General features: G+C 29.2%; 24 protein-coding genes. 2 read left to right on the top strand and 22 right to left on the bottom strand.

Annotated elements, in window-relative coordinates:
- Positions 1-241: 241 nt before the first annotated feature.
- The 12 genes from budC to SOR60_RS01840 form a co-directional block, all read right to left on the bottom strand.
- On the bottom strand, positions 242-988 hold the full coding sequence (gene budC, locus SOR60_RS01895) for a meso-2,3-butanediol dehydrogenase (RefSeq protein ID WP_320595074.1): 747 nt from the start codon (positions 986-988) through the stop codon (positions 242-244).
- A 585-nt stretch (positions 989-1,573) separates the two neighbouring features.
- On the bottom strand, positions 1,574-2,095 hold the full coding sequence (locus tag SOR60_RS01890; protein ID WP_176270174.1) for a DUF1836 domain-containing protein: 522 nt from the start codon (positions 2,093-2,095) through the stop codon (positions 1,574-1,576).
- 165 nt (positions 2,096-2,260) lie between these two features.
- On the bottom strand, positions 2,261-2,806 hold the full coding sequence (locus tag SOR60_RS01885) for an adenine deaminase C-terminal domain-containing protein (protein WP_320595073.1): 546 nt from the start codon (positions 2,804-2,806) through the stop codon (positions 2,261-2,263).
- The gene (locus tag SOR60_RS01880; protein ID WP_320595072.1) at positions 2,793-4,019 is read right to left on the bottom strand and encodes an amidohydrolase family protein; all 1,227 of its coding nucleotides are present in this window, start codon (positions 4,017-4,019) and stop codon (positions 2,793-2,795) included. The genes SOR60_RS01885 and SOR60_RS01880 overlap by 14 nt, the downstream gene beginning before the upstream one ends.
- Positions 4,020-4,240: 221 nt before the next feature.
- Entirely contained in the window at positions 4,241-5,857 is a 1,617-nt protein-coding gene (gene hcp, locus SOR60_RS01875) for a hydroxylamine reductase (RefSeq protein WP_320595071.1), read from the bottom strand.
- Between the two features lie 333 nt (positions 5,858-6,190).
- Positions 6,191-7,663 carry a hypothetical protein gene (locus tag SOR60_RS01870; RefSeq protein ID WP_320595070.1) on the bottom strand — a complete coding sequence of 491 codons (1,473 nt, stop codon included), beginning with the start codon at positions 7,661-7,663 and terminating at the stop codon, positions 6,191-6,193.
- Between the two features lie 944 nt (positions 7,664-8,607).
- The gene (locus SOR60_RS01865) at positions 8,608-8,745 is read right to left on the bottom strand and encodes a PTS sugar transporter subunit IIB (protein ID WP_320595069.1); all 138 of its coding nucleotides are present in this window, start codon (positions 8,743-8,745) and stop codon (positions 8,608-8,610) included.
- 48 nt (positions 8,746-8,793) lie between these two features.
- Positions 8,794-8,922: a PTS sugar transporter subunit IIB gene (locus SOR60_RS01860; RefSeq protein WP_320595068.1), complete on the bottom strand. Its 129-nt coding sequence runs from the start codon at positions 8,920-8,922 to the stop codon at positions 8,794-8,796.
- Complete coding sequence (locus SOR60_RS01855) at positions 8,919-9,257, bottom strand: PTS lactose/cellobiose transporter subunit IIA (protein ID WP_320595067.1); 339 nt, start codon at positions 9,255-9,257, stop codon at positions 8,919-8,921. Before SOR60_RS01855 ends, SOR60_RS01860 begins: the two co-directional genes overlap by 4 nt.
- 1 nt (position 9,258) lies before the next feature.
- Positions 9,259-10,545 (bottom strand): PTS sugar transporter subunit IIC, encoded by a 1,287-nt coding sequence (locus SOR60_RS01850; protein ID WP_176270250.1) that lies wholly within the window; start codon positions 10,543-10,545, stop codon positions 9,259-9,261.
- Between the two features lie 9 nt (positions 10,546-10,554).
- Entirely contained in the window at positions 10,555-11,868 is a 1,314-nt protein-coding gene (locus SOR60_RS01845) for a family 4 glycosyl hydrolase (protein ID WP_320595066.1), read from the bottom strand.
- Position 11,869: 1 nt separating this feature from the next.
- Positions 11,870-13,756 carry a BglG family transcription antiterminator gene (locus SOR60_RS01840; RefSeq protein ID WP_320595065.1) on the bottom strand — a complete coding sequence of 629 codons (1,887 nt, stop codon included), beginning with the start codon at positions 13,754-13,756 and terminating at the stop codon, positions 11,870-11,872.
- 169 nt (positions 13,757-13,925) lie between these two features.
- Between SOR60_RS01840 and SOR60_RS01835 the strand changes: the two genes are divergently transcribed.
- Both SOR60_RS01835 and ald read left to right on the top strand, forming a co-directional pair.
- Positions 13,926-14,732: a Cof-type HAD-IIB family hydrolase gene (locus tag SOR60_RS01835; RefSeq protein ID WP_320595064.1), complete on the top strand. Its 807-nt coding sequence runs from the start codon at positions 13,926-13,928 to the stop codon at positions 14,730-14,732.
- A 76-nt stretch (positions 14,733-14,808) separates the two neighbouring features.
- Positions 14,809-15,921: an alanine dehydrogenase gene (gene ald, locus SOR60_RS01830; RefSeq protein ID WP_320595063.1), complete on the top strand. Its 1,113-nt coding sequence runs from the start codon at positions 14,809-14,811 to the stop codon at positions 15,919-15,921.
- Between the two features lie 50 nt (positions 15,922-15,971).
- Here ald and SOR60_RS01825 read toward each other — a convergent pair whose 3' ends face one another.
- From SOR60_RS01825 to SOR60_RS01780, 10 genes are all read right to left on the bottom strand, one after another.
- A complete protein-coding gene (locus SOR60_RS01825) occupies positions 15,972-16,298 on the bottom strand; it encodes an SdpI family protein (protein WP_320595062.1) in 327 nt (108 codons plus the stop codon).
- A gap of 11 nt (positions 16,299-16,309) precedes the next feature.
- Positions 16,310-17,191 carry a putative ABC transporter permease gene (locus SOR60_RS01820; RefSeq protein ID WP_320595061.1) on the bottom strand — a complete coding sequence of 294 codons (882 nt, stop codon included), beginning with the start codon at positions 17,189-17,191 and terminating at the stop codon, positions 16,310-16,312.
- A gap of 106 nt (positions 17,192-17,297) precedes the next feature.
- On the bottom strand, positions 17,298-17,969 hold the full coding sequence (locus SOR60_RS01815) for an ABC transporter ATP-binding protein (RefSeq protein WP_320595060.1): 672 nt from the start codon (positions 17,967-17,969) through the stop codon (positions 17,298-17,300).
- Positions 17,969-19,075: an ABC transporter permease gene (locus SOR60_RS01810; protein ID WP_320595059.1), complete on the bottom strand. Its 1,107-nt coding sequence runs from the start codon at positions 19,073-19,075 to the stop codon at positions 17,969-17,971. The genes SOR60_RS01815 and SOR60_RS01810 overlap by 1 nt, the downstream gene beginning before the upstream one ends.
- Positions 19,076-19,232: 157 nt before the next feature.
- Positions 19,233-20,168, bottom strand: coding sequence for a 2-keto-3-deoxygluconate permease (locus SOR60_RS01805; protein WP_320595058.1), 936 nt, complete (start codon positions 20,166-20,168; stop codon positions 19,233-19,235).
- Between the two features lie 177 nt (positions 20,169-20,345).
- Complete coding sequence (locus SOR60_RS01800) at positions 20,346-21,308, bottom strand: D-ribose ABC transporter substrate-binding protein (RefSeq protein WP_154540409.1); 963 nt, start codon at positions 21,306-21,308, stop codon at positions 20,346-20,348.
- Positions 21,309-21,317: 9 nt separating this feature from the next.
- Positions 21,318-22,265 carry an ABC transporter permease gene (locus SOR60_RS01795; protein ID WP_154540407.1) on the bottom strand — a complete coding sequence of 316 codons (948 nt, stop codon included), beginning with the start codon at positions 22,263-22,265 and terminating at the stop codon, positions 21,318-21,320.
- Positions 22,262-23,743: a sugar ABC transporter ATP-binding protein gene (locus SOR60_RS01790; protein WP_154540405.1), complete on the bottom strand. Its 1,482-nt coding sequence runs from the start codon at positions 23,741-23,743 to the stop codon at positions 22,262-22,264. Before SOR60_RS01790 ends, SOR60_RS01795 begins: the two co-directional genes overlap by 4 nt.
- Before the next feature lie 9 nt (positions 23,744-23,752).
- Positions 23,753-24,145, bottom strand: a complete 393-nt coding sequence (gene rbsD, locus SOR60_RS01785; protein WP_154540403.1) for a D-ribose pyranase — start codon at positions 24,143-24,145, stop codon at positions 23,753-23,755.
- Positions 24,142-25,035: a ribokinase gene (locus tag SOR60_RS01780; protein WP_154540401.1), complete on the bottom strand. Its 894-nt coding sequence runs from the start codon at positions 25,033-25,035 to the stop codon at positions 24,142-24,144. Before SOR60_RS01780 ends, rbsD begins: the two co-directional genes overlap by 4 nt.
- Positions 25,036-25,306: the final 271 nt, after the last annotated feature.

Here is a 25,306-nt window from a genome sequence, read left to right as displayed (position 1 = left end):
TTTAGAAATGAGTTTTTTCATTCATTAACAGATGTTGTAAATAGATTATGTGAAACTATAAATCACCTTACTAAAGAAATGGTTAAAAGTATAACTCATAGAGATTGGATACAATATATGGAGTTAAATAGGTATTAGTATAAAAAGTAAAAAATACCAGAGAAGGTGTTAAACTAGCCCTGGTATTTAGTTCAAAATTATGAAATTACTATAAATAGTTAAAATTCTTATTAAATTAAGTCTATGACATTGTCCATCCACCATCAACTGGTAGGGCATGTCCTGTTATATAAGATGATTGATCACTAGCTAAAAATAGAGCTGCTTTAGCTATATCTTCAACAGTTCCAAATCTTGCCATAGGTATTGGTGAAAGATAAGCATTACACATATCTTTATCTTCTAGAGCTTCTTTTGTCATTCCTGTCTTTGATGTACCAGGACATATTGCATTAACTCTTATCCCATCTTTGGCATAATCTACTGCTAAAGCTTGAGTTAGAGAAATTACTGCCCCCTTACTTGCACCATAAGCTACTGCTTGAGGAAATCCTATGATTCCACCAGCTGATGCGGTATTTACAATCACTCCTTTAGATTCTTTTAAATATTTCATAGCATACTTACATGCTAAAAAGATAGAATCAACATTTACACCGAAAGAAGTTTTGAAATCATCAAAGCTTACTTCTTCAACATTACCTGGCTTAAATACACCAGCGTTGTTAAAAAGTATATCTATCTTTCCAAATTCATTGACTGCTTCTGCTATAAAGTTTTTAACATCAGAATCCTTTGAAACATCTGCCTTAACAGAGATAGCTTCTCCTCCATCTTTTTTTATTTCTTCTACAGTTTCCTTTGCAGATTCTTCATTATAATCTACTGCCACAATCTTAGCTCCCTCTTTTGCAAAAAGCTTTGATGTAAGCTTACCAAACCCTGAGCCTGCACCTGTAATAACTGCTACCTTATCTTTTAATAACATAGTATACTTCCTTTCTTAATTTTCCATCTTAATATATACCCTATTTTTTCAAAAAATCACCAAAAATAAAAATATTATTAATTCTTCAATATAAATAAAACTATCTCATTTTATAAATAACAAGTTATTTAAACTTTTCCTAACTAATACAAATCATAATAATATATTATTGAACTTATTAAAAGAAAATCTTTAAATTAAGTATTATTTTTGTTGCACTCTTCTCTAAATATATCTAAGATTTGTTATATAATATAGCAATAGCTTGATATATAATTTTAAGAAATATCTAACAAGTTTAAGTGAAATCTAGCTATATTATAGAAAATTCTAGAGTATGAGAACTCTTCAAATACAATAGTTAAAAAAATGCGAATTTTGATAAATAGGAGATTTGAAACTTTTATGCTTCTTCAAACTTATATTTTAATACTCAATTTTAACTTATTTTACTATTATATGAACAAAACTTATAAACACTGTATAACTTAAGTAAAAAATTATTTTCGTTTATTTTCTATTGGTCAACTCAAAGATTTATCTTACTATTCAACTAATTTATTATACTTTTTTATAATTTTCTCATCAAATTTGTCTGTTTTTTATGGTTATCATTGTATAAAGCTTGGTAAATAGTGATATAACTAGGTAATATAAGACCTTATCATGATGATTTTCTATAGAAAATTCTATTCCTACCCTATCGTCAAAATCTGCCAAAATTTTTTCTTTTGCATCTTGGAATATTTCTACAAAATTATCATACACAGCTTTTAGGGTAAAAGTTTTTACCTCAATTTCGATTCCTTTTGAAATTTCATCAATTTGCAAGGCTTGTTTGAATATAATAATAGTTAAAAGTTGGGCTATAGAATCTCTATAATACTTTTTCTTAATAGGCTCCTTAATATGACCTTGCTTTACATAGTTATTTATCATTGATGATGTTATGAAATTTTCTCCATATATAAAAAGAGGTGCTAAAATATTTTTAACAAAACTTATTAGCTCTTCTTTATAAAGCCCATCATTTGGAATGTTTTTCCAACTTGGTAGAGTAAGCTTTCTTAATTGTTCTAATTCTTTCATCGTTCCTATATTTTTCATAAGTCACCTCAAAGCCATTATACTTTATCTAGTATCTAAAAGTAATATAAAATAAAAAATCATTATTCAATTAAGCTTTTATTAAATCACTTAGAACTAGTAACTTAGTTCTAATATCTTTATTTAAAAAAAATTCATAAGGAATTTTATTCTCATTTTCTTATATTAAACTTCTAAGTCTATAATTTTATATGCCAAAACATCAACAAGACCTAAATCAGTTAAACCTAATTTTGGCACTACTGGAAGAGCTATAAAACTTAGGGTCATAAAAGGTGATTTCAAATCACAGCCTAAGTCTTTTGCTATCTTATTCAAAGCACTTATTTCACTTTCTACTTCTTCTACACCTTTCTCGCTCATAAGTCCACCAATAGGAAGTTTCATTTCGCCAATTATTTCACCATCAAGGCTTATTGCTATACCACCGTTTATCTTCTCTATATGATTTACAGCCTTGGCCATGTCATAATCATTTTCTCCTACTACAACTATATTATGGTTGTCATGACTCATTGAGTAAGCTAAAGCTCCCTTTTTAAGTCCCATCCCACGAACAAAACCTAAACCTATATTTCCATTTTTTCCATATCTTTCAACAACTGCAATTTTTATAATATCCCTAGCAAGATTATTTTGAATTTCTCCTTTTTTTACATCAAGCTCTTGTATTAGAATATTATTTATAATTTGATCTTTAGATAAGATCAATCACCCTTACCATAGTCTTATTTTCTCTATTAGATTTTATTGAGAAAGACTTAAAATCTATAGGATTTAAAAGCTTTACTGTATCTTTAATCCAAGCTGGATACTCTCTTTTTTCAATATTTCTAAGCATCTTTCCATTTTCTGCTACTAAATCTCCTTCATAAAACACCATGTCAGGGTATTTTTGACTTAAATCTTTTGATATTACTATATCTGCAAGTCTTCCTGGAGATATAGAACCTATTTCATCTTCTATTCTAAAGTGTTTAGCTGCATTTACACTTGCAATCTTTATAGCATCTATCATATCCATTCCTAGTTCTATCGATCTTTTTACGTTGTAGTTAATATGACCTTCTTCTAGGGTATCGTCAACATGCTTATCATCAGTACAAAACATGAAATTTTCTATAGGAAGATTATGATTAAGAATAGCCCTAATCATTGTATCAAGATTTCTTTCAGATGAACCTTCTCTTATAAATACGCTCATTCCAACTCTAAGCCTTTGAATCATTTCTTCTTTTGTTACACATTCATGATCATCTAAAATTCCCGCTGATGCATAAATATTTAAATCATGACCTAATCTTCCTATAGCATGACCATTGACTATTTTTCTTCTTTTAATTGTATTTGAAATCATTTGGATATAGTCTTCATTTATAGATAAGATTTTAGCAGGATCAATCTCGCCCATACTCAAACTTTCATTTTTTTGCATAAGTCTATCCATAGATCCTACATCTATTATATCTCCTGTTGTCTCAAGACCTGGTGCTGCTGGAACACATGAAGATACTTCTACAAACATATGATAAGGAAGATTTTTAGAAGAAATTAACATCTCTTCTATTCCCTTTTCACCAGCTACATTTGCAATCTCCATCATATCAGAAAATACACTAGTTACTCCAAATGGAACTATAAGATTTGCCAAAGCTTCCGGTGAGAGCATTGTTGATTCAAAATGCATATGGGAGTCTATAAGGCCAGGATAAGCATACATATCCTTGCAATCGATTTCTTTTCTTGCATGTAAATTTGTATTTGGATCTATAGATACTATTCTTTTATTATTTATGTAAATATTGGTTTCTAATATTTCTTTAGAATAAACATTTATTAGTTTAACATTATTAAGAACCAAATCGCAATCTTCTTTACCTAGTCCAACTTTGATATTTTTTATTATTTCATCTTTACTTCTCATCTTATGAGCCTCCATATATGTATATTTAAATATATTATATCACATATCATTAAGGCATTATATTAAAAAAGGGATATTGCTAAATGAATTAATCGTTCTATCATTACAAGATTCTCAAAGACAATTTGGCCTCCATTAGCTGAAATGATATTCTCAAATTGTCTATAAGTAACTTGTAATGATAGAAATTCATAATTTTGCAACAGTCCCTTAATTGTTTATTAAGCTGTCATTATTTTGAGATCATCTTCTACATTTGTAATTGGTGCAATATTGAAGTTTTCTACTAAAAAGTTTACTACTGTTTCTGAAAGAAATGCAGGAAGTGTAGGTCCAAGGTGGATATTTTTAACTCCAAGACTTAACAAGGCAAGTAAAACTATAACTGCTTTTTGTTCATACCAAGCTATATTAAATTCAAGTGGTAGGTCATTTACGCTATCAAGTTCAAATGCATCTTTAAGTAAAAGTGCAGTTTTAACTAATGAGTATGAATCGTTACATTGACCTGCATCGAGTACTCTTGGTATTCCATTTATATCTCCAAGATTTAATTTGTTATACCTATATTTAGCACAACCTGCAGTCAAGATTACATAGTCTTTTGGAAGTTTTTCAGCAAATTCTGTATAGTAAGACCTATCTTTAAATCTTCCATCACATCCTGCCATTACTACAAATTTTTTGATATTTCCTGCCTTTATTTCTTCTACTATATTGCCTGCCAAAGCTTCTACTTGATTATGGGCAAATCCACCTACAATTTTTGTATCTTCTAAGTTTTCTGGAGCATTGCACTCTTTAGCTTTCTTAATTATTTCAGAAAAGTCTTTGTATCCATTTTCATCAGCACTAATGTGTTTGGCTCCTGGATAGCCTGCATTTCCTGTCGTATAAAGCCTATCAAGATAATCATTATCTTTTTTTAGTGGAACTATACAATTAGTTGTCATTAAAATTGGTCCATTAAATTTTTGGAATTCATCATTTTGAGTCCACCAACTATTTCCATAATTTCCATGGAAGTGTTCATACGTCTTGAACTTAGGATAATAGTTTGCTGGAAGCATTTCAGAATGAGTGTAAATATCTACTCCACTGTCCTTTGTTTGTTCAAGTAGCATTTCCATATCATTTAAGTCATGACCTGATATAAGTATTGCTGGTCTATCTCCTGCAGAAAAATCAACTTCTGTTATTTCTGGATTTCCAAACTTTTCTGTATTAGCACGGTCAAGGGTTTCCATCGCCATAAGACCATGTTCACCAGTTTTTATAGTTAAATCTATTAGGTTATTTATATCCTTATCATCTTTTAGACTTTCTTCTAAAGTTTTTGCTATAAACCTATCAACTTCTTTATTTCTATATCCTAGGACATTGGCATGATGATTGTAGGCTGCCATACCTTTAAGTCCGTATGTTATAAGCTCAACTAGAGATCTTTCGTCCTCATTTACTATATTGAGTACACCTACTTCTATCGCCTTTCTTTTTAGCTCATTCCTATCGTCAGTTGTGTAAAGAGCAGCCTCTGATAATCCTACTAAGTTATTTTCTTCTATTAACTTATCTTTTAACTTTATAGTATCTTCTACCTTATCTAGTATATCTTCCTTATCAAAGTTTGCATTTGTGATTGTTACAAACATATTGTTTGAAATTAAATCATAGTATTTTTCATCTACATCTTCTATATTATTAAGAACTTCAGCAAGTCCTTTTGTTACATATATTAATAAATCTTGGCTATTTGCAGTATCTTCATTTTTTCCACAAACTCCAACCTTAGTACAGCCTTTGTTGCCAGCTGTTTCTTGACATTGAAAACAAAACATAATCAAAAATCCTTTCTTTTTTTTAATTTACATACCTATCATACAAGAGATGAAATTTTTAATCGGTAACCTATGTTACATGGGTAAATTTTTATTGGAAAATGTAAAAGTATAAGTAAGAAAATCATGATTTTATAGGTTTTTTATATGTTTTTTATAATTAAATGACTTTAAGAATAATTATTAGATAATATAGGGATATCTAAAAATAAATTCTACTTATTTTTAGACAAATAGTGGATAAATTTGATTAAAAGATTCTGTAAAAAAGCATTATATAGTAGATTTCCTAATAAGATAAGCTCCAAGCTAACATTAGTTTGGAGCTTATCTTTACCTATCTAATTTTTTTAAATGCTCTTTTGCATACTTTATATACTCTTGCATAACCTTGATTCTTGCATATTTTTTTTGGTTTCCCTCAACAATAATCCATGGTGCATAGTCTACATTTGTCCTTTCCAGCATCTCATTCATAGATTCTATATATTGATCCCACTTTTTTCTATTTCTCCAATCTTCATCTGTAATCTTATATTGTTTATCTGGCTCTCTTTGTCGATCTTTAAATCTTTTTAATTGTTCATCCTTATCAATCATTACAAAAAATTTCAAAACCAGAGAACCATGATCATAGATTTGTTTTTCCATATCAAGTATTTCATCATAGGCTCTATCCCATTCATTTACCTTGGCAAAGCCCTCTACCCTTTCAACCATAACCCTTCCATACCATGATCTTGAAAATATTCCTACATATCCATCCTTAGGAAGTTTTTTGTAAAAACGCCATAAATAGTTATGATCAAGTTCCTCTTTTGATGGAGCTGATATACCATGGACTTCAAAAAGTCTTGGATCGACTTCTTTTATAAGCCTTTCAATCGCCCCGTCTTTTCCTGCCGCATCAACCCCTTCAAATACAATAACTTGACTTATTCCCTTTTCATAGTATTTATACATAATTTCAGCAACTTCTTTTTGAAGTTTATTTTTTTTCTCTTCATAATCCTCGTCAGAAATTGCCTTTGATAGGTCAATAGCTTGCAAGATATTACTTCTTAGCCTATAATCACGCTCAACATTCTCATTTTCTTCCCTTTGTCTTATAACCCTCTCAATTCCTTGGGTAATTTTGTCTATGGCAAGTCCTAAGACTTCCTTACTGGCGGACTTTTTGTCATTTGCATCTATAATATCCCAGGGAGAGTAAGAAAGATCTGTCATCTCAAGCATTTTTGAAAAGTGTTTTTCATATTCTTTGTAATTTTCTTGTTGATCCCAATCAAGACCATCTAGGTAAAAATCTTCCTTCACAGAATCTTCTAATTTCTCAATTCTTTTCTTTTGCTCCTCTTTATCAACATTTAAGAAAAATTTAAGGATAATAGTTTGGTCATCATAAAGAGCTTTTTCTATAGACTTTATAGAATCGATTCTTTTTTTTAGCTTTTTCCCATCAAGATTCTTTTTCTCAAATAACTTATAATAAAAAGACCTATCAAATATCTTAATATGACCTTTCTTAGGCGTATTTATCCAAAATTTTCTTATAAAAGGATATAAATTATCCTCACGCTCATCCTTATCAAAAACTTCAACATCATAGTTTTTGGCCGCAAATTCACGAGTCAAGTCTTTTATAACATATCCACGGCCTGATGATTCCCATCCATCTACGATTATTAATATTGGAATAGAAAAGTCATTACAAATTCTTGCAACACGACCAAGTCTTTCAGCAAGCTCTGATCTTTTAAAATTTTGAAACTTCTTTTTTCTATTATCATCAATTAATTTACTCATAAAGCCCCCTTTTGAATATTTTTACCCGAAAATTAGACTAATTTATAAAATTTAATAAACTTAGCTTATAAATATAAAAAATCAAAACTTTGAAAAAAATTTGATACTAACTTTTTTCTATTGAACTTAATTATTGAAATATTGCTTATATTTATATCTTAGCAAATGGTATAAATTATTCAGAAGTCAAGATTTACATAGCTTATGAAAGTTTTTATTATTACAAACAAACCTTCAAATAGAATCAATATATAACTGATTATGAAATATTTGTTAATAGTATGGATATTAAATACTTACAAATTACTTTTGGAGATATTAACGATATAAATAAAAATGAGCTAAAAGATATAAGAAGATCTAGAAAAAAATAATCTTAAATTAACAGGAAATGTGCTTTTACATATTTTAGAAAATTTATTTGTAAAAAGTGAAGAAGATTCAAAAAACAATTTATGGATTTAGCCAAAAGTATTATATATCTAGATAATAATGATATAAAAATATGAAGATATAATTATATAAGGAATAATTGAAATATTAAAATATGAAAATATCGACGATATAACTAGAAGATTATTACCAAATAAAATGAAGCTTATAAATTATTATAGAAACAACGCTAAAGAAATTGATAGGTTATAAAAATCAACATATATTGTGAACTTTTTATCAAATTATATTTGAGATTTTACGTCTACTATTTCAAAATTTATAAAATTTCGTCTCCACTATAAACTTTTCTAGCTCATATTCCACTTTAGATTTGTAAGCCATTTGAGACCTTCGAAAAAATGCTTGTTTTCTTTTCCATAAATTTCCTCTTTTCTCAAATATTTTAGTATTATTACCCATAAATTTATTATATAAAACATTTTTTATAGCCATTAAAATAGCCATGATTTTGATAGTTATTATATTTTAAAATCATGGCTTAGATTAGTTTATAAGTTATCTTTAATTAATTTTACAATGTTTTTTACACCACTTTCAGTAGGAGCGTATGCATTGAATGGTATTTGAACTATTTTTTTATCATTTTCATTGGCGATTTTTTCAAATTTTTTAAAATTCATTCTCATTTGAGGACTCAACAGATAAAGATCATATTCTACATCTTTGATAATAGTTTACCCTTGCATAAATGTTGTAGCAGTTACTTTTATTTCCTTATTTTCTTTTTTAAAATAATCAAAAGCTTTTTTTGCTATCAAGGAACTTGACATCCCTGCATTACATAAGACTAATACTTTTTTCATTTAATATCCTCCATTTTTTTAAATTTTAAATAAATTCTTTTGAATCGTTCAGCAAATTCTATACTTGTGCTTGCCATTGTAAAATGATCTTGAGCATGGATTAAGAATATATTTACATCATTCTTATCTCCACCCGCTTCTTTGTTTAAAAGATCAGTTTGCAAATTATGACAAACTACCAGTTCATTTTTAGCCTTTTCTAGCATATTCTCAGCCTCAATAAATTCATAATTTTCTGAATAATTAATAGATTCATTGGCTAAGCTTCTAGCTTCTCCTGCATGCATAATAATTTCAAAAATACATTCATAATCTTTTTCATTAATTTTATCCATATTATTTATCTCCGTCACTATCTTTTATATCTACTTCATTTTTTAGCTCATCTTTTTCCATTACCTTAAAGAATGGATAATAAATTAGTACTGAAAGTATTAATATAAGTATTTGTAAGATTGTTGATTTGAAAGATAAGTTCATCAAGTATCCTTGAAGAAAAAATGGTGTATATCCTGGTGATTGTATGAAAGCTCTTTCAACTATTCCTGATTCAAAAATCTTATAAATTGGTAATGTTATTAAGGTTGGACCTATAACATATGGTATAAATAAGATTGGATTATAAACTATTGGAGTTCCAAAAGTTATAGGTTCATTTATACCAAATACAGCTGGAAGCAGTGAAATTTTTCCAAGCTCTTTATATCTTTTTGACTTTGAAAATAGCATAAGGATTAATAAACCAACTGTTATTCCTGAACCAGACATTAGTAAGAAATTGCTAAGAAATGTTTCGGTAAATACGTGTGGTATAGGTTTTCCCTGAGCATAAGCAGCTGCATTTTCTGTAATATTTTGAAGGGCTACTGGTAAGAATATTGGTCCAAGAGTAGCATCGCCATGTATACCAAACCACCATAAAAGTTGGATTAAAAATACTAAAAGCATTACACCAAATACATTATTTAGTCCAATTGATAATGGTTTCATTATAGATAGAATTATTTCAGGCACCAAACTTCCTGTTAACTTGAATATCAGTATTCTAATTGATAGGAATACTAAAGAATTAACTATTAGTGGAATGATTAACTCAAAGTTTTTAGATACCATGTCAGGAACGCCTTCTGGCATTTTAATTATGAAATTTTTCTCCTTTAATTTTCTAGAAATTTCAACACTAATTATAGCTACAAATATTCCTGTAAACATTCCTTTTGAATCTAAGTATGTCATGTCTATACCAGATTCTGTTACCGATGAATTTAAAATTAAATACATTACCAAACCATTCAAGCAATCTCCGATTGTATACATATCATAAGATCTTGAAAGATTATATGATACAAAAAGAGCTGTAAATAATCCCATAAGACCCATTGAAAAGTTAAATAGGGTCATTATTTCCAATTCATAGCTTGATACAAAGTTTGCATAAAAAGTATTTTGGAATACTTGAGCAAGATTTACTGCAACAAGAGTAAAAGAGCCAATAATTGTTACTGGTAATAAGGCAAGCATAGAGTTTTTTATAGCTTGAAGGTGAACTTGTCCTTCCATTTTTTCAACAATAGGTAATAATTTCTTTTCTAGAAATTCTACAAATTTATTAAATCTGTTCATAATATCTCCTTATGATAATTCTGGCCAATAGCCTTTGTTTACTACTATAAATTCATCTAAAACTTCTTTAGCAAGTTTTGCATTTGGAACAGTTTGATTTAGTGTAAATGCTTCAAGTGCCTTTTGGTATGAATTTTCAAAAAATGCATCTACTAATAGTTTTTCACTTGCAACTTGAGCTTCCATGAGCCCTTTATGAAAATCTGGAATATCAAATCTTAATGATATAGGTTCTGCACCATTTTTATTGATATAACAAGGTATTTCAACCACTACATCATCTCTAAAGTTTCTTATTGCTCCTTTATTAGGAACTATAATCATAAACCTTTCATTTTTGTCATTAATTATAGATGCACAAATATCCACTATATAGTTTCCATGAGAAGATGATTCATAATCTATGGTATTTAGGTCTTTGTTATTTTCAATTTTTTTGACGGTTTGTTTGATTTTTTTAAGTCTGCCATCCATAATTTCATTAGCTCTGGTATAATCTTTGTTTGATTGCTCAACTATTTGTTCTGAAAATAGATAGTATTCAAGATAGTTGTTTGGAAGATTTGACGGAAAGTATTCTAAGAGATTTTTATATCTTGTCCATGTTTTAGCCCAACTTTCTTCCTCATCGTCAACATATAAACCTTCTGACTTAATTTTTTCAATAATCTCTGGCATAACATCTCTATTAAGTTTTTTATCATAAATTGAATTATAAAAGCCAAAATGATTTAAACCATAGTAAACTGGTATCCAGTTTTTCCTATCATAATCAAAACTTTTACAAATCATATCCTCAATTCCTATAGTCATATCACAGGCATTTATAATCTTTAAATTAGGATATTTTCTTCTTACAGACTCAGCTATAATTGTTTCAGGATTCGTATAATTTAAAATCCAGCAATCTGGTGCATATGTGTGTATCTTTTCAACTAAATCAAGAAATCCATTCATTGACCTTAAAGCATAGGAGAATCCTCCCAATCCACATGTCTCTTGACCTATAAGACCGTATTTTAGAGGTATTTTTTCATCCATTTCTCTCATTTTCATACCTCCAACCCTTATTTGAGAAAATACAAAATCTACATCTTCAAAGGCTTCTTTTGGGTCTTCTGTCGACATAATTGATATCTTATAATTATCTTTTTTTATCAAAAAGTTAATTATGATATTCATATCATCATTTCTCTCTTTCTCTATATCATAAAGTCTAATTTCATCTATATCTAGCTCATCATGATTTAAGAGTGAAAGTACTATTCCTGGTGTATGTCCACTTCCTGCTCCTGCAACAGCAACTTTTAATCCTTTTTTCATTTTATTGCTCCTTATCTATAAATATTTCCATAAATTCTTTAATATTATCAATTTTACTAGCCCTATCAATTGCCCTTTCATTATCTAAAAACCTTCCTAGATAATCATAAAAAATATTTAAATCTTTTGCTTTCTCATTTAATACCAAGGATACTATTAACTTAACCTCTAATCTATCCCATATAATGGGACTATCTAAACTAATAATAATTAAAAATGTATCAGCTTTGGTCGTTTGAAGTATATGAGGAATTGCTATCATTTTTTCATATTCTGTAGCTCCCATTTCTTCTCTTTGAATCATTTGTCCTAAAGACTTATCAATATCGATACCAGATTTCAACTTTATAATTTTTGCTATTTTTAAAAGAACTTGATCTTTTGTTTTTATATTTGAATCATTTATAAGAACAGATTTTTTAAATATTTTGTATATACAATCTAGATTATCTTTTTTAAAGGCATTCTTAATATTATAAAGATCATTTTTTGTAAATAAAATATCTACATAAACTATTGGTGTTTTTGTATTTATATCTAAATCAACTGATGAAATGATAAAGTCATAATTATCAAGTTTATATCTTTTTAAATTTCTTAAATCTGTTATTGTTATCTTTTCAATATTTTTCTCGAATTGTTTTTTTAGTTGTGCTTTCATTATTTGAGCAGATGAGTTTCCAGAACCACATACAATAAGTATATTTTTGTTCTTATTTGATGAGCTTTCTATAGCAGCCATTATATGAAGAGCAATATAACCTATCTCATCTTCAGACAGCCTCGTCCTATATTTATTATTTATAACATTTGCTCCAACTGAAGCTATAATAAAAGAAATTTTATTTTCCTTTATATCTGAAAGAATTGGATTTTTCATGTTAAATCCATATTTTATCCTGTTAATTAAAGGACCTAGATGAATTGCAAGTGCAAAATATAATTCAATATTTTCTCTAAAATCATATTTTGTTACTTTATAAATTTCATCAATTATATCTTGAGATAATTTTAAAATATCTGATGATATTTTTTCTTGGTCTTTTACTATATTTTTTGCGATTAAGTGCATTGTTATATATACTAGTTCTTCTTTTGGAATTGTTATTTCAAGTTTGCCTTGAAGTTCTTTTACAATTTTATTAGCTATCTTAAATTCTTCATAAGATACAACTTTCTTTTCCATTTCTTTTGAAAGTTTGATGTATTTTTTCTGTCTTATTCTTAGTATAGATATATAGATATGTATAACTAAATTTTTGAAGTTTACATATGGCATATAATAATCTTCTCCAAAATCTAGTTCATCAACTATATCTTGAATCTTATTAAATAAAACCTTATTTTCATCATCATCAAATAATGAGGGATCTTCACCTATTTCATTTTTGATAGCAAGTCTTATATTTTTCTCACTCCCTTCAATTCTCATGCCATAATATGGCTTAGATACTAATTCTAGATTGTAATCTTTTAAGGTATCCCTAATAATAGGTAAATCCTTATTTATTTGAGATTCACTCACATGAAAGTTTTCAGCTAGTTCATGTTGTTTTATATAAGAGCTTGAAAATAAAAACATTCTTAAGATATTTTCATATCTTAATTCCTTATCTCCACTTTCTTCTTGAAAGTAAGCATATTTGTACCAATCATTTTTAAGGAAATTTTTAAACTTTTTTTCATCTAATATTTTGAAAAGATATCCCTTTCCTGTTTTAGATTCTATTATCGCCCCCTTATCTTTTATCTTTGAATTTAATAGATTTATCTCTTTTCTTATGGTTTTAGAAGATAATTCCATTATCTCTCCTATTTCCATAGACGTGTGATAATCATAGTCCGAAGTCAAGTAGTCAAATATTTGTTTTAATCTAGTTTCTATCATATAACCACCTTGTAAAATAATTATAACCAGTATTTAAGATAAGCTCCACTCAAACATTTTCCTTAAGCTTACGGAAGATGTTTATTTGATTAAATTATTAAGTAAAATATAATCATAGAAAAGACAATTTTAAATATTATATTTTTGAAAAGATAAAGATGGAGGAATAATGAAAAAAATTATTGCTGTTGATATAGATGGAACTTTGCTGGATTCTAATAGACAGATTAGTCAGAGAACTAAAGAAGCCTTGATTAAAGCTCAAAAATTAGGTCATATAGTTGTTATAGCCTCAGGACGTGATCCTTTTGGAGTGTTTCCTTTTGCTAAAAAACTAGAGTTTGATAAATATAATGGACTTTTGTCTAATTTTAATGGTGGTAGGATTACTAATTTTCAAACTAAAGAAGTATTGATTAACCATGCTTTAGATATAGAACTTTCCAAGGAAATTCTAAAATTCAGTGAAGATAATATAGATATGGGCTATATTATTTATACAGATGATGGTATTATTACAAATTCTCACGATACCTATGTTTTAGATGAGGTTTGTGAAAAGGCCTTTACAACATATAAGGTTATTAAAAATTTAGCAGATACATTGGATTTTCCTATAAATAAAATCATGTTTTCCCAAGACCCAGCCCTCATAGATAAGGATGCTGAAAAGCTTAAGGATAAGTTTTTTGATAAAACTACCCAAGTTAAGTCTACTCCTTATTATTATGAAATTATGCCAAAAGGAATTGATAAGGGAAGATCTTTGCTTGAAATTGCAAATTATTATAATATGGATATGAAAGATGTCATAGCTTTTGGCGATGAGGAAAATGACCTTACAATGATTGAAATGGCAGGGGTTGGTGTAGTAATGGAAAATGGAACTGATGAAATAAAAAAAATAGCAAACTTTGTTACAAAGTCTAATGATGAAGATGGTATAGCTTATTATCTAGAAAATTATGTTTTTTAGGAAACTTTATCATGTTAATTTTTTTTGACTTTGGGTATAAATATCTAGTACAATATTTTCTAACTAAGGAGGAAATATGATTATAGGAATACCTAAAGAAATAAAAGATCAAGAATCTAGAGTTGCTATAGTACCTGGCGCTGTAGCAGAGTTAGTAAAAGCAGATCATGAGGTTTGGATTGAAAAGGATGCAGGCCTTGATTCAGGAATAGATAATAAAGATTATGAAAATGTAGGAGCGAAGATTGTAGACAGTGCCAAAGAAATTTGGGAAAATTCTGATATGATTTATAAGGTTAAGGAACCTTTAAAAGAAGAATATAAATATCTAAGAGAAGATCTTATTCTTTATACATATCTCCACCTTGCAGGAAATAAAGAACTTACAGATATACTAAGAGAGAAAAAAGTTACAGCCATAGGATATGAAACTGTTCAACTTGATGATAAGCTTCCACTTCTTAGACCAATGAGTGAGATTGCTGGAAGGATGTCTGTGCAAGAAGGTGCAAGATATTTAACAAAACCTGAAGGTGGCCGTGGAATACTTCTCCAAGGAGTTCCAGGAGTTAGACCTGCTCATGTAGTTATAATTGGTGCTGGTACTGTAGGAACTGCTGCAACAAGAATAGCAGCTGGTATGGGAGCTAGAGTTACAGTACTTGATGTAAATATAGATGCTCTAGCACATCTTCAAGACCTTTTCCCAGATAAGATTGAAACAGTTTATTCTAATCCGATGAATATAGAGTCATCTGTAAGAGATGCAGACTTGGTTATATCAACTGTTTTAATCCCAGGAAGACGTGCACCTCAACTTATTAAAGAAGATACAGTAAAACAAATGAAAGAAGGTTCTGTAATAGTTGATGTTGCTATAGATCAAGGTGGTTCTACTGATATTACAAAAGGTCATGCAACAAGCCATACAAATCCAGTATTTACGAAACATGGTGTAATCCACTATGCAGTAGCTAATATTCCAGGTGCAGTTGCTATAACTTCAACCTATGCCCTATCTAATGCTACAACAAAATATGCTAAAGCAATAGCAAACCTAGGTTTAAAAGCCGCTTGTGAAAAATTCCCAGAATTAATTTCTGGTATCAATACCTATGATGGCTACGTTACAAACGAAGGTATAGCTGAAGATACTGACAATGAATATAAAGAACTTAATATAAAATAACAAATTAATAGGCTCTTGCAATGAATAATTCATTTTGCAAGAGCCGTTTTTTAATGCTTTTTTAAATTTATTTGAGTTATTAAGGATACAGATATTAATATGAACAATTGTATAAATGTAAGAATCAAGAGATTTTTTTCATTTATATCCCCTACATTAATAAATACAAGTGTTAATATTATAGCTATTATTCCACCATAAAATGAATATTTAGATGCTAATTTTTGAGCTTTATACCAAGATTTTTCATCCTTCATTGAAAGTTTTGTCCTAAAACCTGAGTATTTACTTATCTTAGATTTAGCCTTATATGATAAATAAATAGACAATATTATTAAGGTGATTGGAATTATAAAACTCACTATTAATATATACATATCTATCTCCACTAATCTTTATTTTTAAATCTATATGAAAGTTTATTTCTTTTAGAAAGTTTACTTATATTCCTTTCAAGCTTTTTATATTTTTTTATCCTTTCTTTATAATACCCATTTATAATTTGAATTAATCTTTCTTTATTTTCTTCTTTTCTAAACTCATAAGATTCTATTAAGCTAAGGATCCTGTTTCTAAATCTAAGTTCTTTATCTTTAGATTTTTTTACATAATCTTTTATATTCTCACTAAAGTTTCTTTCTAACTCTCTTCTTATTTCAAGACTATCATCTTTTATTTCATCTATTTTTTCGTCTAGATTCTTTCTTTTTTGATCAAGATTTTCTTTTAACACTTTCTTATAAGCTTCTGCTTTTTCTTCCATTTCTATAAGCTTTCTAAATCCATAAGCATCTTTTATAGAAAGATATGTATCGAGTAAAAATAAAAATATTAAAATATAACTTATAAAACTAATATTTGAATTTTCATATATCTTTATTTTAGGCATTACAAATTTATAGGTTAAATCATATAAAAATATAGATATGAATCCCCAAAAAAGCGAAGATCTCAAGCAAATATACCCATTATAATTTAAGAATCTTTCATCGTAATCCCAGTATCTTATCTTAAATAATTTTTCTATTGCCCAGCCTGTTATAAGTTCTAAAATCGTTGCAATTATACTTCCTACTATAAATATAGATAATTTATTGTAAAGATTTCTTGTTGAAAATATTACACTTATAGCACCGAAACCATATATTGGTAGAATAGGTCCCTTTAAAAATCCCCTATTAGCAAATTTTTTTTCATTTAAACTAACCCAGGCTGTCTCCCATACAAATCCTAGAAATGAAAAGAAAAAGAATAAGTTTATATATCCCATAATTACTAACCTCTTTTTTATATTTTACCCTTATTATAGAACCTTTCTATTGATAAAAAAACACCAAAGTTACTATGTTAATAACTTTGGTATTACTGTTTAATTATTAAATTTCTTCTTTCAAATTACCATCCACTATTTTAAATACCCTATCACAATAATCTACAAGCCTAATATCATGAGTTACCATCACAATTGATACATCTTCTTCTCTACTTAAATTTTTAAGTATTTTAACTACATCAATGGCTCTTTTTGTATCAAGACTTGCTGTGGGTTCATCTGCTAGGATTAGGTCAGGAGATGGATAAAGAGCCCTTGCTATAGCAACTCTTTGCCTTTCTCCACCAGAAAGATCTGTTGGATACTTATCCTTTCTTTTATATACATCAAGTTTTTTCAAAAGATTTTCTGCTCTTTTTTCATCAAATTTGTTTTTCCCAAACTTATCTACCAATTTAAATTGATCCATAATAGTAAGGTATGATACTAAGTTTGATGATTGAAGGATAAAACCTATTTTATCAAACCTAAGGTTTGCAAGGTCTTTCTCACTTTTTTTGCTTATATTTTCATCTTTAAAACTTATAGAGCCTTCACTTGGTTTTTGAAGTCCTCCCATCATAGTAAGCATGGTTGACTTGCCAGAGCCTGATGGTCCTATAACTGCTACAAGCTCTCCCTTATTTATTGAAATTGAGGTATCCTTTAAGGCTTCTATTTTTTCATCTCCATCTTTGAAGTATTTTTTTACATTATCAAATTTTATAATTTCCATTATTCTAAAGCCTCCAATGCTTCTACTTTTGAAACTGCTCTTACTGAGAAAATTGCCCCAAGAAGACTTGTTGTAATCATAAGTAAACTTATTATTAGGTAATTAGTAAAATTCACTTTAAAAGGAACTTTAGCTGGCAAGAATATATTTGATATATATGTCAACCCTAACCCTATTAAAACTCCCAAGAAAACTAATATCAATGTTTGAAATATAACTGATTTCGATATATAGTAACTTGATATTCCTTGAATTTTAAGAATAGCAAAAGTTTGTTTCTTTTGCATAGTTATTATATAAATAAAAACTCCTAAAACTATTGATGATATAACTATCAAAAATCCTATCATCATTATAAAGGTAAGGTTTTGTGCTGTATATCCTGGCAATTTTTTTATAAATTCATTAATCTCTACTATATCATAATTATCATTTTCAATTTTTTTGTCATCATGGACAATTATTCCTGAAATTCTTTCTGGTGAATTATGGGGCATCTGAGGCGATGTATCTGCATCTTCTTTTTTATAATTCATAGCTTGATTTGATGCACTTTCAACAGATGTATAAAATACTGGTCTTACTGAAAACTTACTTTCTTCTGTAAAGCCAACTATTTCATACTCTTTATCATTTTGAGAAAGTCTAATCTTATCTCCTAATTTAAATCCTTCTTCATCTTTAAGTGATTTAGAGCCTACAATCTCCTTAGTAAAATCTTCTATATCTCTTCCTTCAACAATACTTGGCCTTGCCTTAGATTTCTTATCAAGTCCCATAATGAATATTGAATAAGTTGTATTCTCACTTGTATCTCCATTTTTATAGGCTACCGCACTTAATACATTTATCGGAGATATGTCATGACCTTTGAACTTATCAATATCTTCTTTTTCTAGAACAGATGATAGAATATTCTTGTTTGTTCCTTTTTGTAAAATAACTCTATTTCCATTCCATAAGTCTACTGCCAATCTATCTGAAGATGAAAGGCCATAGGCAAGGGATGTTAGGAAAAATACCAAGTATGATATTAAAACTACTATTGATATTATAAGAATGAATCTTCCTTTTTCCTTTTTCATTTCTTTTAATGCTAAAAACATAATGCTTCCTTAATTTTAGATTTGTTGAACACGTGCCCTCATTCTTATGTTATACCGCATTTATTTGTATAAGGTAAATCTTTATAGATATTTCCCTATTGCTATAAAATGAAAATAAAATGTTTAAAGTTCTTTGTTCAAATAAAAAAAAGCAAGACTAAGCTTGCTCATATTTATTTGCCCAACATGAAGTTATTAAGGGGATTACTATAATAGTAAATATAACTGATGCAGCAACCTGAGCTGTTGCTATTTCTACAAAAGGCATCCAAGTCTTGTCTATTGAGCCAATGATTGCAGGAACTGCTATGGCATTGGCTCCTGTTGTTGAAATTGCCCAGGCAGAATGGCCTCTCCTTTTATTTATCTTCATATCTATAAATACTGTAAATGAACCCATTATAAATACTACTATTACGCCAAGAAGAATCCCTGAAAGTCCTCCCTTAAATATATCAAATATATTTATTCCAGCTCCCATGCTAAGACCTAAAAATACTATTATATACTTTTGACATTTCCTTAAATTTTCTCCAAATTCATGGTCTATATTTCCAATAATCATACCAAAAATAAGAGGTACTATGGAGTCTATAATATTTAATACTGAAATATTTGCCATACCACTTGATCCAAATATCAAAAGAGCTAAAAAAGGGCCTGTAATAAGGCCCGCAATTCCTGTGCCCGCATTATCAATTTCATCCCCATATTCAAGATTTAAGGAGATAAAAACTGAATTGTTATGATTTAAAGTCCCACATACTAAGGCAAGGATTGATATACCAAATATACCTTCTTTTCCAAAAAATTTAGATACTAAAAATACTATCACTACCCCTATAAAAACTCTGGCTATAGATATAATCCCTGTTCTTTTTACTGCAGTTGCTAGATTTTCAAATCTAAGCCCTGTTCCAGATATGGTTAGATTTAATGCCATAAGTCCAACCATTCCTTCTGTTGTAAAAAGATGTTTGGAAAATTTTCCTATAGTAAATAGATTTGGAAAAAATGAATTTAATATTGCTGTTATAAACAAGGGAATCATCATATTCCCTGCTGGTATTTTTTTAAATAATTTTTCTATCATAAAAACTCCTCAAATATAAACTTACTCTAAAACAAAGATTTTTCTATTTATATATTAAAATTAAATTTTTAACAATATTTTTATAAGTTTTAATATTTTAAGATTTCAATTTAAAAAGGCTCTTGCATGAATTACTCTTGCAAAAGCCTTGTAAATATTGGAAGATCAAGTTATTTTTTATTTAGATTTTACTAGTTCAAGTGGACTTGCCACATACTCTTCTACTTTTTCACCTTGAAGATATTTTATTGCAGTTTCCAAAGCAATCTTGCCCATTTCTTTTGGTTTTTGAGCAACTGTTGCCGATAACTTTCCTTCTTCAACAGCCTTTAAGGCATCTTCATTTCCATCAAAACCTACTATGGTTATATTTTTGCCACTTGCCTTAATTGCTTCAGCAGCTCCCATTGCCATTTCATCATTTTGTGAAAATACTGCCTTAAGTTCTGGATGAGCTTGAAGTAAGTTCTCCATTACACTCATTCCTTCTGCCCTATCAAAATTTGCAGTTTGGCTAGCTACAAGATCTATTTTTCCATCTGTAGCATTCTTAAATCCTTCTCCACGTTCCCTTGTTGAACTTGCTCCAGGTATTCCTTCAAGTTGAACTACTTGGGCTCCTTCTCCAACAGCTTTTAGTATGAATTCTCCAGCCATTTCTCCACCTTTTACATTATCACTTGCAACTAAAGATACTACTTTACCTTCATCTGATTTTCTATCTACACAGATTACTGGAATGTTTGCATCATTTGCATTTTGTACAGATGGTGATATAGCTGTTGAGTCTACTGGGTTTATGATTATTAAATCAAGTCCTTGGGTTATAAGATCTTCTACTTGATTTGATTGAGTTGATGAGTCATTTTGAGCATCCATTATAACTACATTTACCTTCTTATCTTTAGCTACTTCTTCTATACCCTCTCTTACTGACACAAAAAATGGGTTATTTAGTGTAGACATTGATACACCTATTTTTATATCAGCTAAGTCTTCTTTCTCATCTTCTTTTTCTTCTTTTGTGATAGCTTTATTTGAACTATCATCTGCCTTGTCCTTTCCTCCTTCAATAGAGCATGCTGTAAATACAAAAAGTCCAAGTAATAAGCTTAATAATATTTTAGATATTTTTTTCATTTTTCTCTCCTATTTGCTTCTCTTACGGTCGATTAAAACTGCTATAAAGATTACAATACCTTTAACTATTTGTTGGTAAAAACTTGAAACTCCCAATAGGTTAAGACCATTGTTCAATACCCCTAGTATAAGTACACCTATAAGTGTACCAAAAAGTGAACCTTGACCACCTGACATAGAACATCCACCCAAAACTACTGCTGCTATGGCATCCATTTCATAACTTGTACCTGCTGTTGGTTGGGCTGAGTTAAGTCTTGATGTTAATACTAGTCCTGAAAGTACACTCATTAAGGCTGATATCATATAAACAATTATTTTTACTTTTCCTATATTTATACCTGATATAAAACTTGCCTTTTCATTTCCTCCTACTGCATAAACCCTCCTACCAAAGGCTGTCTTATTTAACACTAGAGAAAGTATTATAAACACTATTAAAAATAGAATAACTTGGAATGGAATACCTAAAACTCTTCCTCTCCCTAAGAAGGCAAATACAAAGTTATCTCTTTGTCCTGGAATTGGTCTACCATCTGTATAAACTAGTGTGATTCCCCTATAAATGGTCATTGAGGCAAGGGTTACTATAAATGGCGCAAGTTTTCCTTTTGTTATAAATAAACCATTTATAAAACCTAATAACAATCCTAAGGCTATAGCTATAAAAATAGCTAAAAATACATTAATACCACTTGCTAAAAGCCCTGCAAAAATAGCAGATGTTAAAGCAAGCATAGAACCTACTGATAAATCTATTCCACCAGTAAGTATTACAAATGTCATACCCAACGCTATAAAACCATTTACTATAAGTTGTCTTAAAAGATTCATAAGATTTGATGGCCTTATAAACCTAGGGTTTAGAACTGATACAAAAACAATAAGCACCAAAAGTGCAATTATAGTTCCTACATTCTTATTGGATTTCAAGAAACTTTTTGACTTCTCTTTCATAAACTTCCTCCTGTTGCAAGAGTCATAATTTTCTCTTGGTTTGCATCTTCTTTAAGTATTTCACCTTGAAGAGAGCCTTCATAAATTACATAAATCCTATCAGATAAACTTAAAAGCTCTGGAAGATCTGATGAGATAAGGATAACTGAAAGGCCTTTTTCAGTAAGATTTGAAATTAGATTATAAATTTCTCTTTTAGCACCTACATCTACCCCTTTTGTTGGTTCATCTAAAATTAGAATTTGTGGATTTATGGCAAACCACTTGGCTATTACAACCTTTTGTTGATTACCTCCTGAAAGATCACCTGTCTTTGTTTCAATATCCATAGCCTTTATCTTAAAATCATCTTTTAATTTTTGACTTAGGGTTTCTTCCTTTTTTTTATTTATAAATCCACCATCAAGGATTTCTTTAAAGTTTATCAAAGAAATATTCTCCCTAATAGATTCATCTAATACCAAGCCTTCTTCCTGTCTATTTTCAGTAACAAAAGCAATTCTATTTGCTATAGCATCTTGTGGGTTTTTAATAGTTATATGTTTTCCATTTAAGATAACCTCGCCACTATCTTTTGGGTCAAGCCCAAAAAAAGACCTCATAATTTCAGTTCTTCCTGCCCCCATAAGTCCAGAAATACCTAAAATCTCACCCTTTTTAAGTTTTATATTTATATCTTTAAAATAATTCTTGCTTGTAAAATTTTTAAGCTCAAGTATTACATCACCAGGTCTATTTTCTATCTCAGGATAAAAATCTCCTATATCTCTACCCACCATAAGAGATACTACTTCATTTTCATTAGTCTTTTCAGTATCAAGAAGGGCAACTGACTTTCCATCTCTCATTACTGTTATTTTATTAGAAAGAGAGAAAATCTCCTCCATCCTATGAGATATATAAATCATAGCTACATTGTTTTTCTTAAGTCTTGACATTAATTCAAATAGCTTTTTTATCTCATTATTAGTAAGAGCACTTGTTGGTTCATCAAGGATTAAAAGTTTAACTTCATTTAGGTTGGCTTTTGCAATTTCCATCATCTGCCTTTGACCTACAGATAAATTTCTTACTTTCTCTTCTGGATTAATATTTATATCTAGAGAGTCAAAAAGTTTCTTACATTTCTCTTTCATTTTTTTAAAGTCAAGAAAAAACCCCTTTTTTATCTCTTGATTCATGAAAATATTTTCATAAACTAAGAGATCTGGAAAGTCTATCAGTTCTTGATGAATAAAGGAAATTCCAAGATTTTTTGCAATATCCTGCTTGTCTATAGAAATTTTTCTTTCATCGACAATTATCTCACCTTCATCTTTTTCTAAAATTCCTGATAGGATGTTCATAAGAGTTGACTTTCCAGCCCCGTTTTCTCCTACAAGGGCATGTATATCCCCACCTTCTATAGAAAAATCAACCCCTCTAAGTACGTGATTTTTTCCAAATGACTTATATATATTATTCATTTGTACTTTCATATTAAACTCCTAGAAAATATTTCCTGATTCGAGAATAATATTAGAGTAAGGAGTAGTTTCTCCTGTTCTTATTATGAACTTACAAGCTGAAAGCTTTCTTTTAAAGTCTTCATGACTAACATAGCTTGGTTTGATGTTTGGAAGGAGCTTTTTTATAGCTGCTTCTTGCTTCTTGTTTTTCTCTTTAATCTCACTTGCCAAAATATATCCTTGACAGATATACTCATTGAGTAATGTCTCTAAAACATCAATAAATTTAGGTTCTCCTAACTTTAAGGATATGTCAATTTTTTTATCACTTTCTATTGGAAGCCCACAATCTCCTATGGCTATGAGATCAGTATGTCCCAAATCTGAAAGAGCTTTGGAAATCTCTGAATTTAAAATTCCATTTTTTTTCATGATAAATTCTCCCTGAATTTTTTAACTTCTTCTATACTTGGGATAGAAGTTGAAGCTCCATCTTTCATACAAGCTAGAGCTGATGCTATTGATGCCAAATCCATAGCTTTTTTTATATCATCTCCCTTATAATAACTTCCTACAAAAAATCCCATAAAGGTATCTCCAGCCCCAGTTGTATCAACAGTATTAACTATATATGCCTTTTGTTTAATAAGTTCATCCTTATCAAAATAAATAGAACCATTTGCCCCAAGAGTTAAGATTACCTTCAAATCTGGATAAGTCCTTCTAAAAAATTCAATTATCTCATCATTGTTAGAAAACTTGCTTATATCCTTAGCTTCTGTTTCATTTAGGACAAGTAGGTCTAGTTTACTAAAGTCAAGATTAAAAATAACCTCATTTATAGGTGATGGATTAAGGACTATTTTCATCCTCTTCTCCTTTGCCTTATCTACTATATAGGAAAGAGATGAAATCTCATTTTGTAAAACTAAGACATCATCTTTTGAGAAATAATCCAATACTTCATCTACAAATTTCTCATCTATATCAAAGTTTGCTCCCTTGTATAAAACAATTGAGTTCTCTCCATTCTTATCGACTTGAATAAGAGCGTTTCCTGTATCACTATTAGACCTTCTAAAAAATTTTGTATTAATTGAATTTTCTTCAAACAAGTTTTTAATAAATTCTCCATCATTACCAAAAAGACCAGCATGATATAAATTATCATAAACTTTTTTTAAGGCAATCGATTGGTTTAATCCCTTACCGCCTGGCTTTTTTTTCAATGAAATTGATGAAATAGTTTCTCCAGGCCTTGCAATATGATCAACCTTAAAATAAGAATCTATATTTACAGAACCAAAATTTAATATATTCATATAAGCACCTCTTTTATTATGCCTTTTATCCAAACGTTTGCGACCTATTAAATATAAAATTATAAAGACTCTTTGTCAAGTATTTTAAAAATTTTTATATTTAGCAAAGTATTATGTTACTTTTCTCTTCTAACAAAGCTATCCCAGTCTTTTTTGAAATTTTCTATTCCTTGACTTGTTAGTGGGTGGGTCCACATTTTCTCAAATAATGTCCCTGGTATTGTTGCTATATCACTTCCTGCTAAGGCTGCTTCTTCTAGATGTTTGTTTG

It is taken from the genome of Anaerococcus porci (assembly GCF_034090325.1).
Taxonomy (GTDB): Bacteria; Bacillota; Clostridia; order Tissierellales; family Peptoniphilaceae; genus Anaerococcus; species Anaerococcus porci.
The sequence above is the reverse complement of the archived record's forward strand: the minus strand, read 5'-3'. Positions and strand labels throughout refer to the sequence as shown.

Excerpts from the sequence above, each read along its gene's own strand:
- budC (WP_320595074.1), bottom strand. The coding sequence starts at position 988 with ATGTTATTAAAAGATAAGGTAGCAGTTATTACAGGTGCAGGCTCAGGG.
- SOR60_RS01890 (WP_176270174.1), bottom strand. The coding sequence starts at position 2,095 with ATGAAAAATATAGGAACGATGAAAGAATTAGAACAATTAAGAAAGCTT.
- SOR60_RS01880 (WP_320595072.1), bottom strand. The coding sequence starts at position 4,019 with ATGAGAAGTAAAGATGAAATAATAAAAAATATCAAAGTTGGACTAGGT.
- hcp (WP_320595071.1), bottom strand. The coding sequence starts at position 5,857 with ATGTTTTGTTTTCAATGTCAAGAAACAGCTGGCAACAAAGGCTGTACT.
- SOR60_RS01870 (WP_320595070.1), bottom strand. The coding sequence starts at position 7,663 with ATGAGTAAATTAATTGATGATAATAGAAAAAAGAAGTTTCAAAATTTT.
- SOR60_RS01865 (WP_320595069.1), bottom strand. The coding sequence starts at position 8,745 with ATGAGAATGAATTTTAAAAAATTTGAAAAAATCGCCAATGAAAATGAT.
- SOR60_RS01860 (WP_320595068.1), bottom strand. The coding sequence starts at position 8,922 with ATGAAAAAAGTATTAGTCTTATGTAATGCAGGGATGTCAAGTTCCTTG.
- SOR60_RS01855 (WP_320595067.1), bottom strand. The coding sequence starts at position 9,257 with ATGGATAAAATTAATGAAAAAGATTATGAATGTATTTTTGAAATTATT.
- SOR60_RS01850 (WP_176270250.1), bottom strand. The coding sequence starts at position 10,545 with ATGAACAGATTTAATAAATTTGTAGAATTTCTAGAAAAGAAATTATTA.
- SOR60_RS01845 (WP_320595066.1), bottom strand. The coding sequence starts at position 11,868 with ATGAAAAAAGGATTAAAAGTTGCTGTTGCAGGAGCAGGAAGTGGACAT.
- SOR60_RS01840 (WP_320595065.1), bottom strand. The coding sequence starts at position 13,756 with ATGATAGAAACTAGATTAAAACAAATATTTGACTACTTGACTTCGGAC.
- SOR60_RS01835 (WP_320595064.1), top strand. The coding sequence starts at position 13,926 with ATGAAAAAAATTATTGCTGTTGATATAGATGGAACTTTGCTGGATTCT.
- ald (WP_320595063.1), top strand. The coding sequence starts at position 14,809 with ATGATTATAGGAATACCTAAAGAAATAAAAGATCAAGAATCTAGAGTT.
- SOR60_RS01825 (WP_320595062.1), bottom strand. The coding sequence starts at position 16,298 with ATGTATATATTAATAGTGAGTTTTATAATTCCAATCACCTTAATAATA.
- SOR60_RS01820 (WP_320595061.1), bottom strand. The coding sequence starts at position 17,191 with ATGGGATATATAAACTTATTCTTTTTCTTTTCATTTCTAGGATTTGTA.
- SOR60_RS01815 (WP_320595060.1), bottom strand. The coding sequence starts at position 17,969 with ATGGAAATTATAAAATTTGATAATGTAAAAAAATACTTCAAAGATGGA.
- SOR60_RS01810 (WP_320595059.1), bottom strand. The coding sequence starts at position 19,075 with ATGTTTTTAGCATTAAAAGAAATGAAAAAGGAAAAAGGAAGATTCATT.
- SOR60_RS01805 (WP_320595058.1), bottom strand. The coding sequence starts at position 20,168 with ATGATAGAAAAATTATTTAAAAAAATACCAGCAGGGAATATGATGATT.
- SOR60_RS01800 (WP_154540409.1), bottom strand. The coding sequence starts at position 21,308 with ATGAAAAAAATATCTAAAATATTATTAAGCTTATTACTTGGACTTTTT.
- SOR60_RS01795 (WP_154540407.1), bottom strand. The coding sequence starts at position 22,265 with ATGAAAGAGAAGTCAAAAAGTTTCTTGAAATCCAATAAGAATGTAGGA.
- SOR60_RS01790 (WP_154540405.1), bottom strand. The coding sequence starts at position 23,743 with ATGAAAGTACAAATGAATAATATATATAAGTCATTTGGAAAAAATCAC.
- rbsD (WP_154540403.1), bottom strand. The coding sequence starts at position 24,145 with ATGAAAAAAAATGGAATTTTAAATTCAGAGATTTCCAAAGCTCTTTCA.
- SOR60_RS01780 (WP_154540401.1), bottom strand. The coding sequence starts at position 25,035 with ATGAATATATTAAATTTTGGTTCTGTAAATATAGATTCTTATTTTAAG.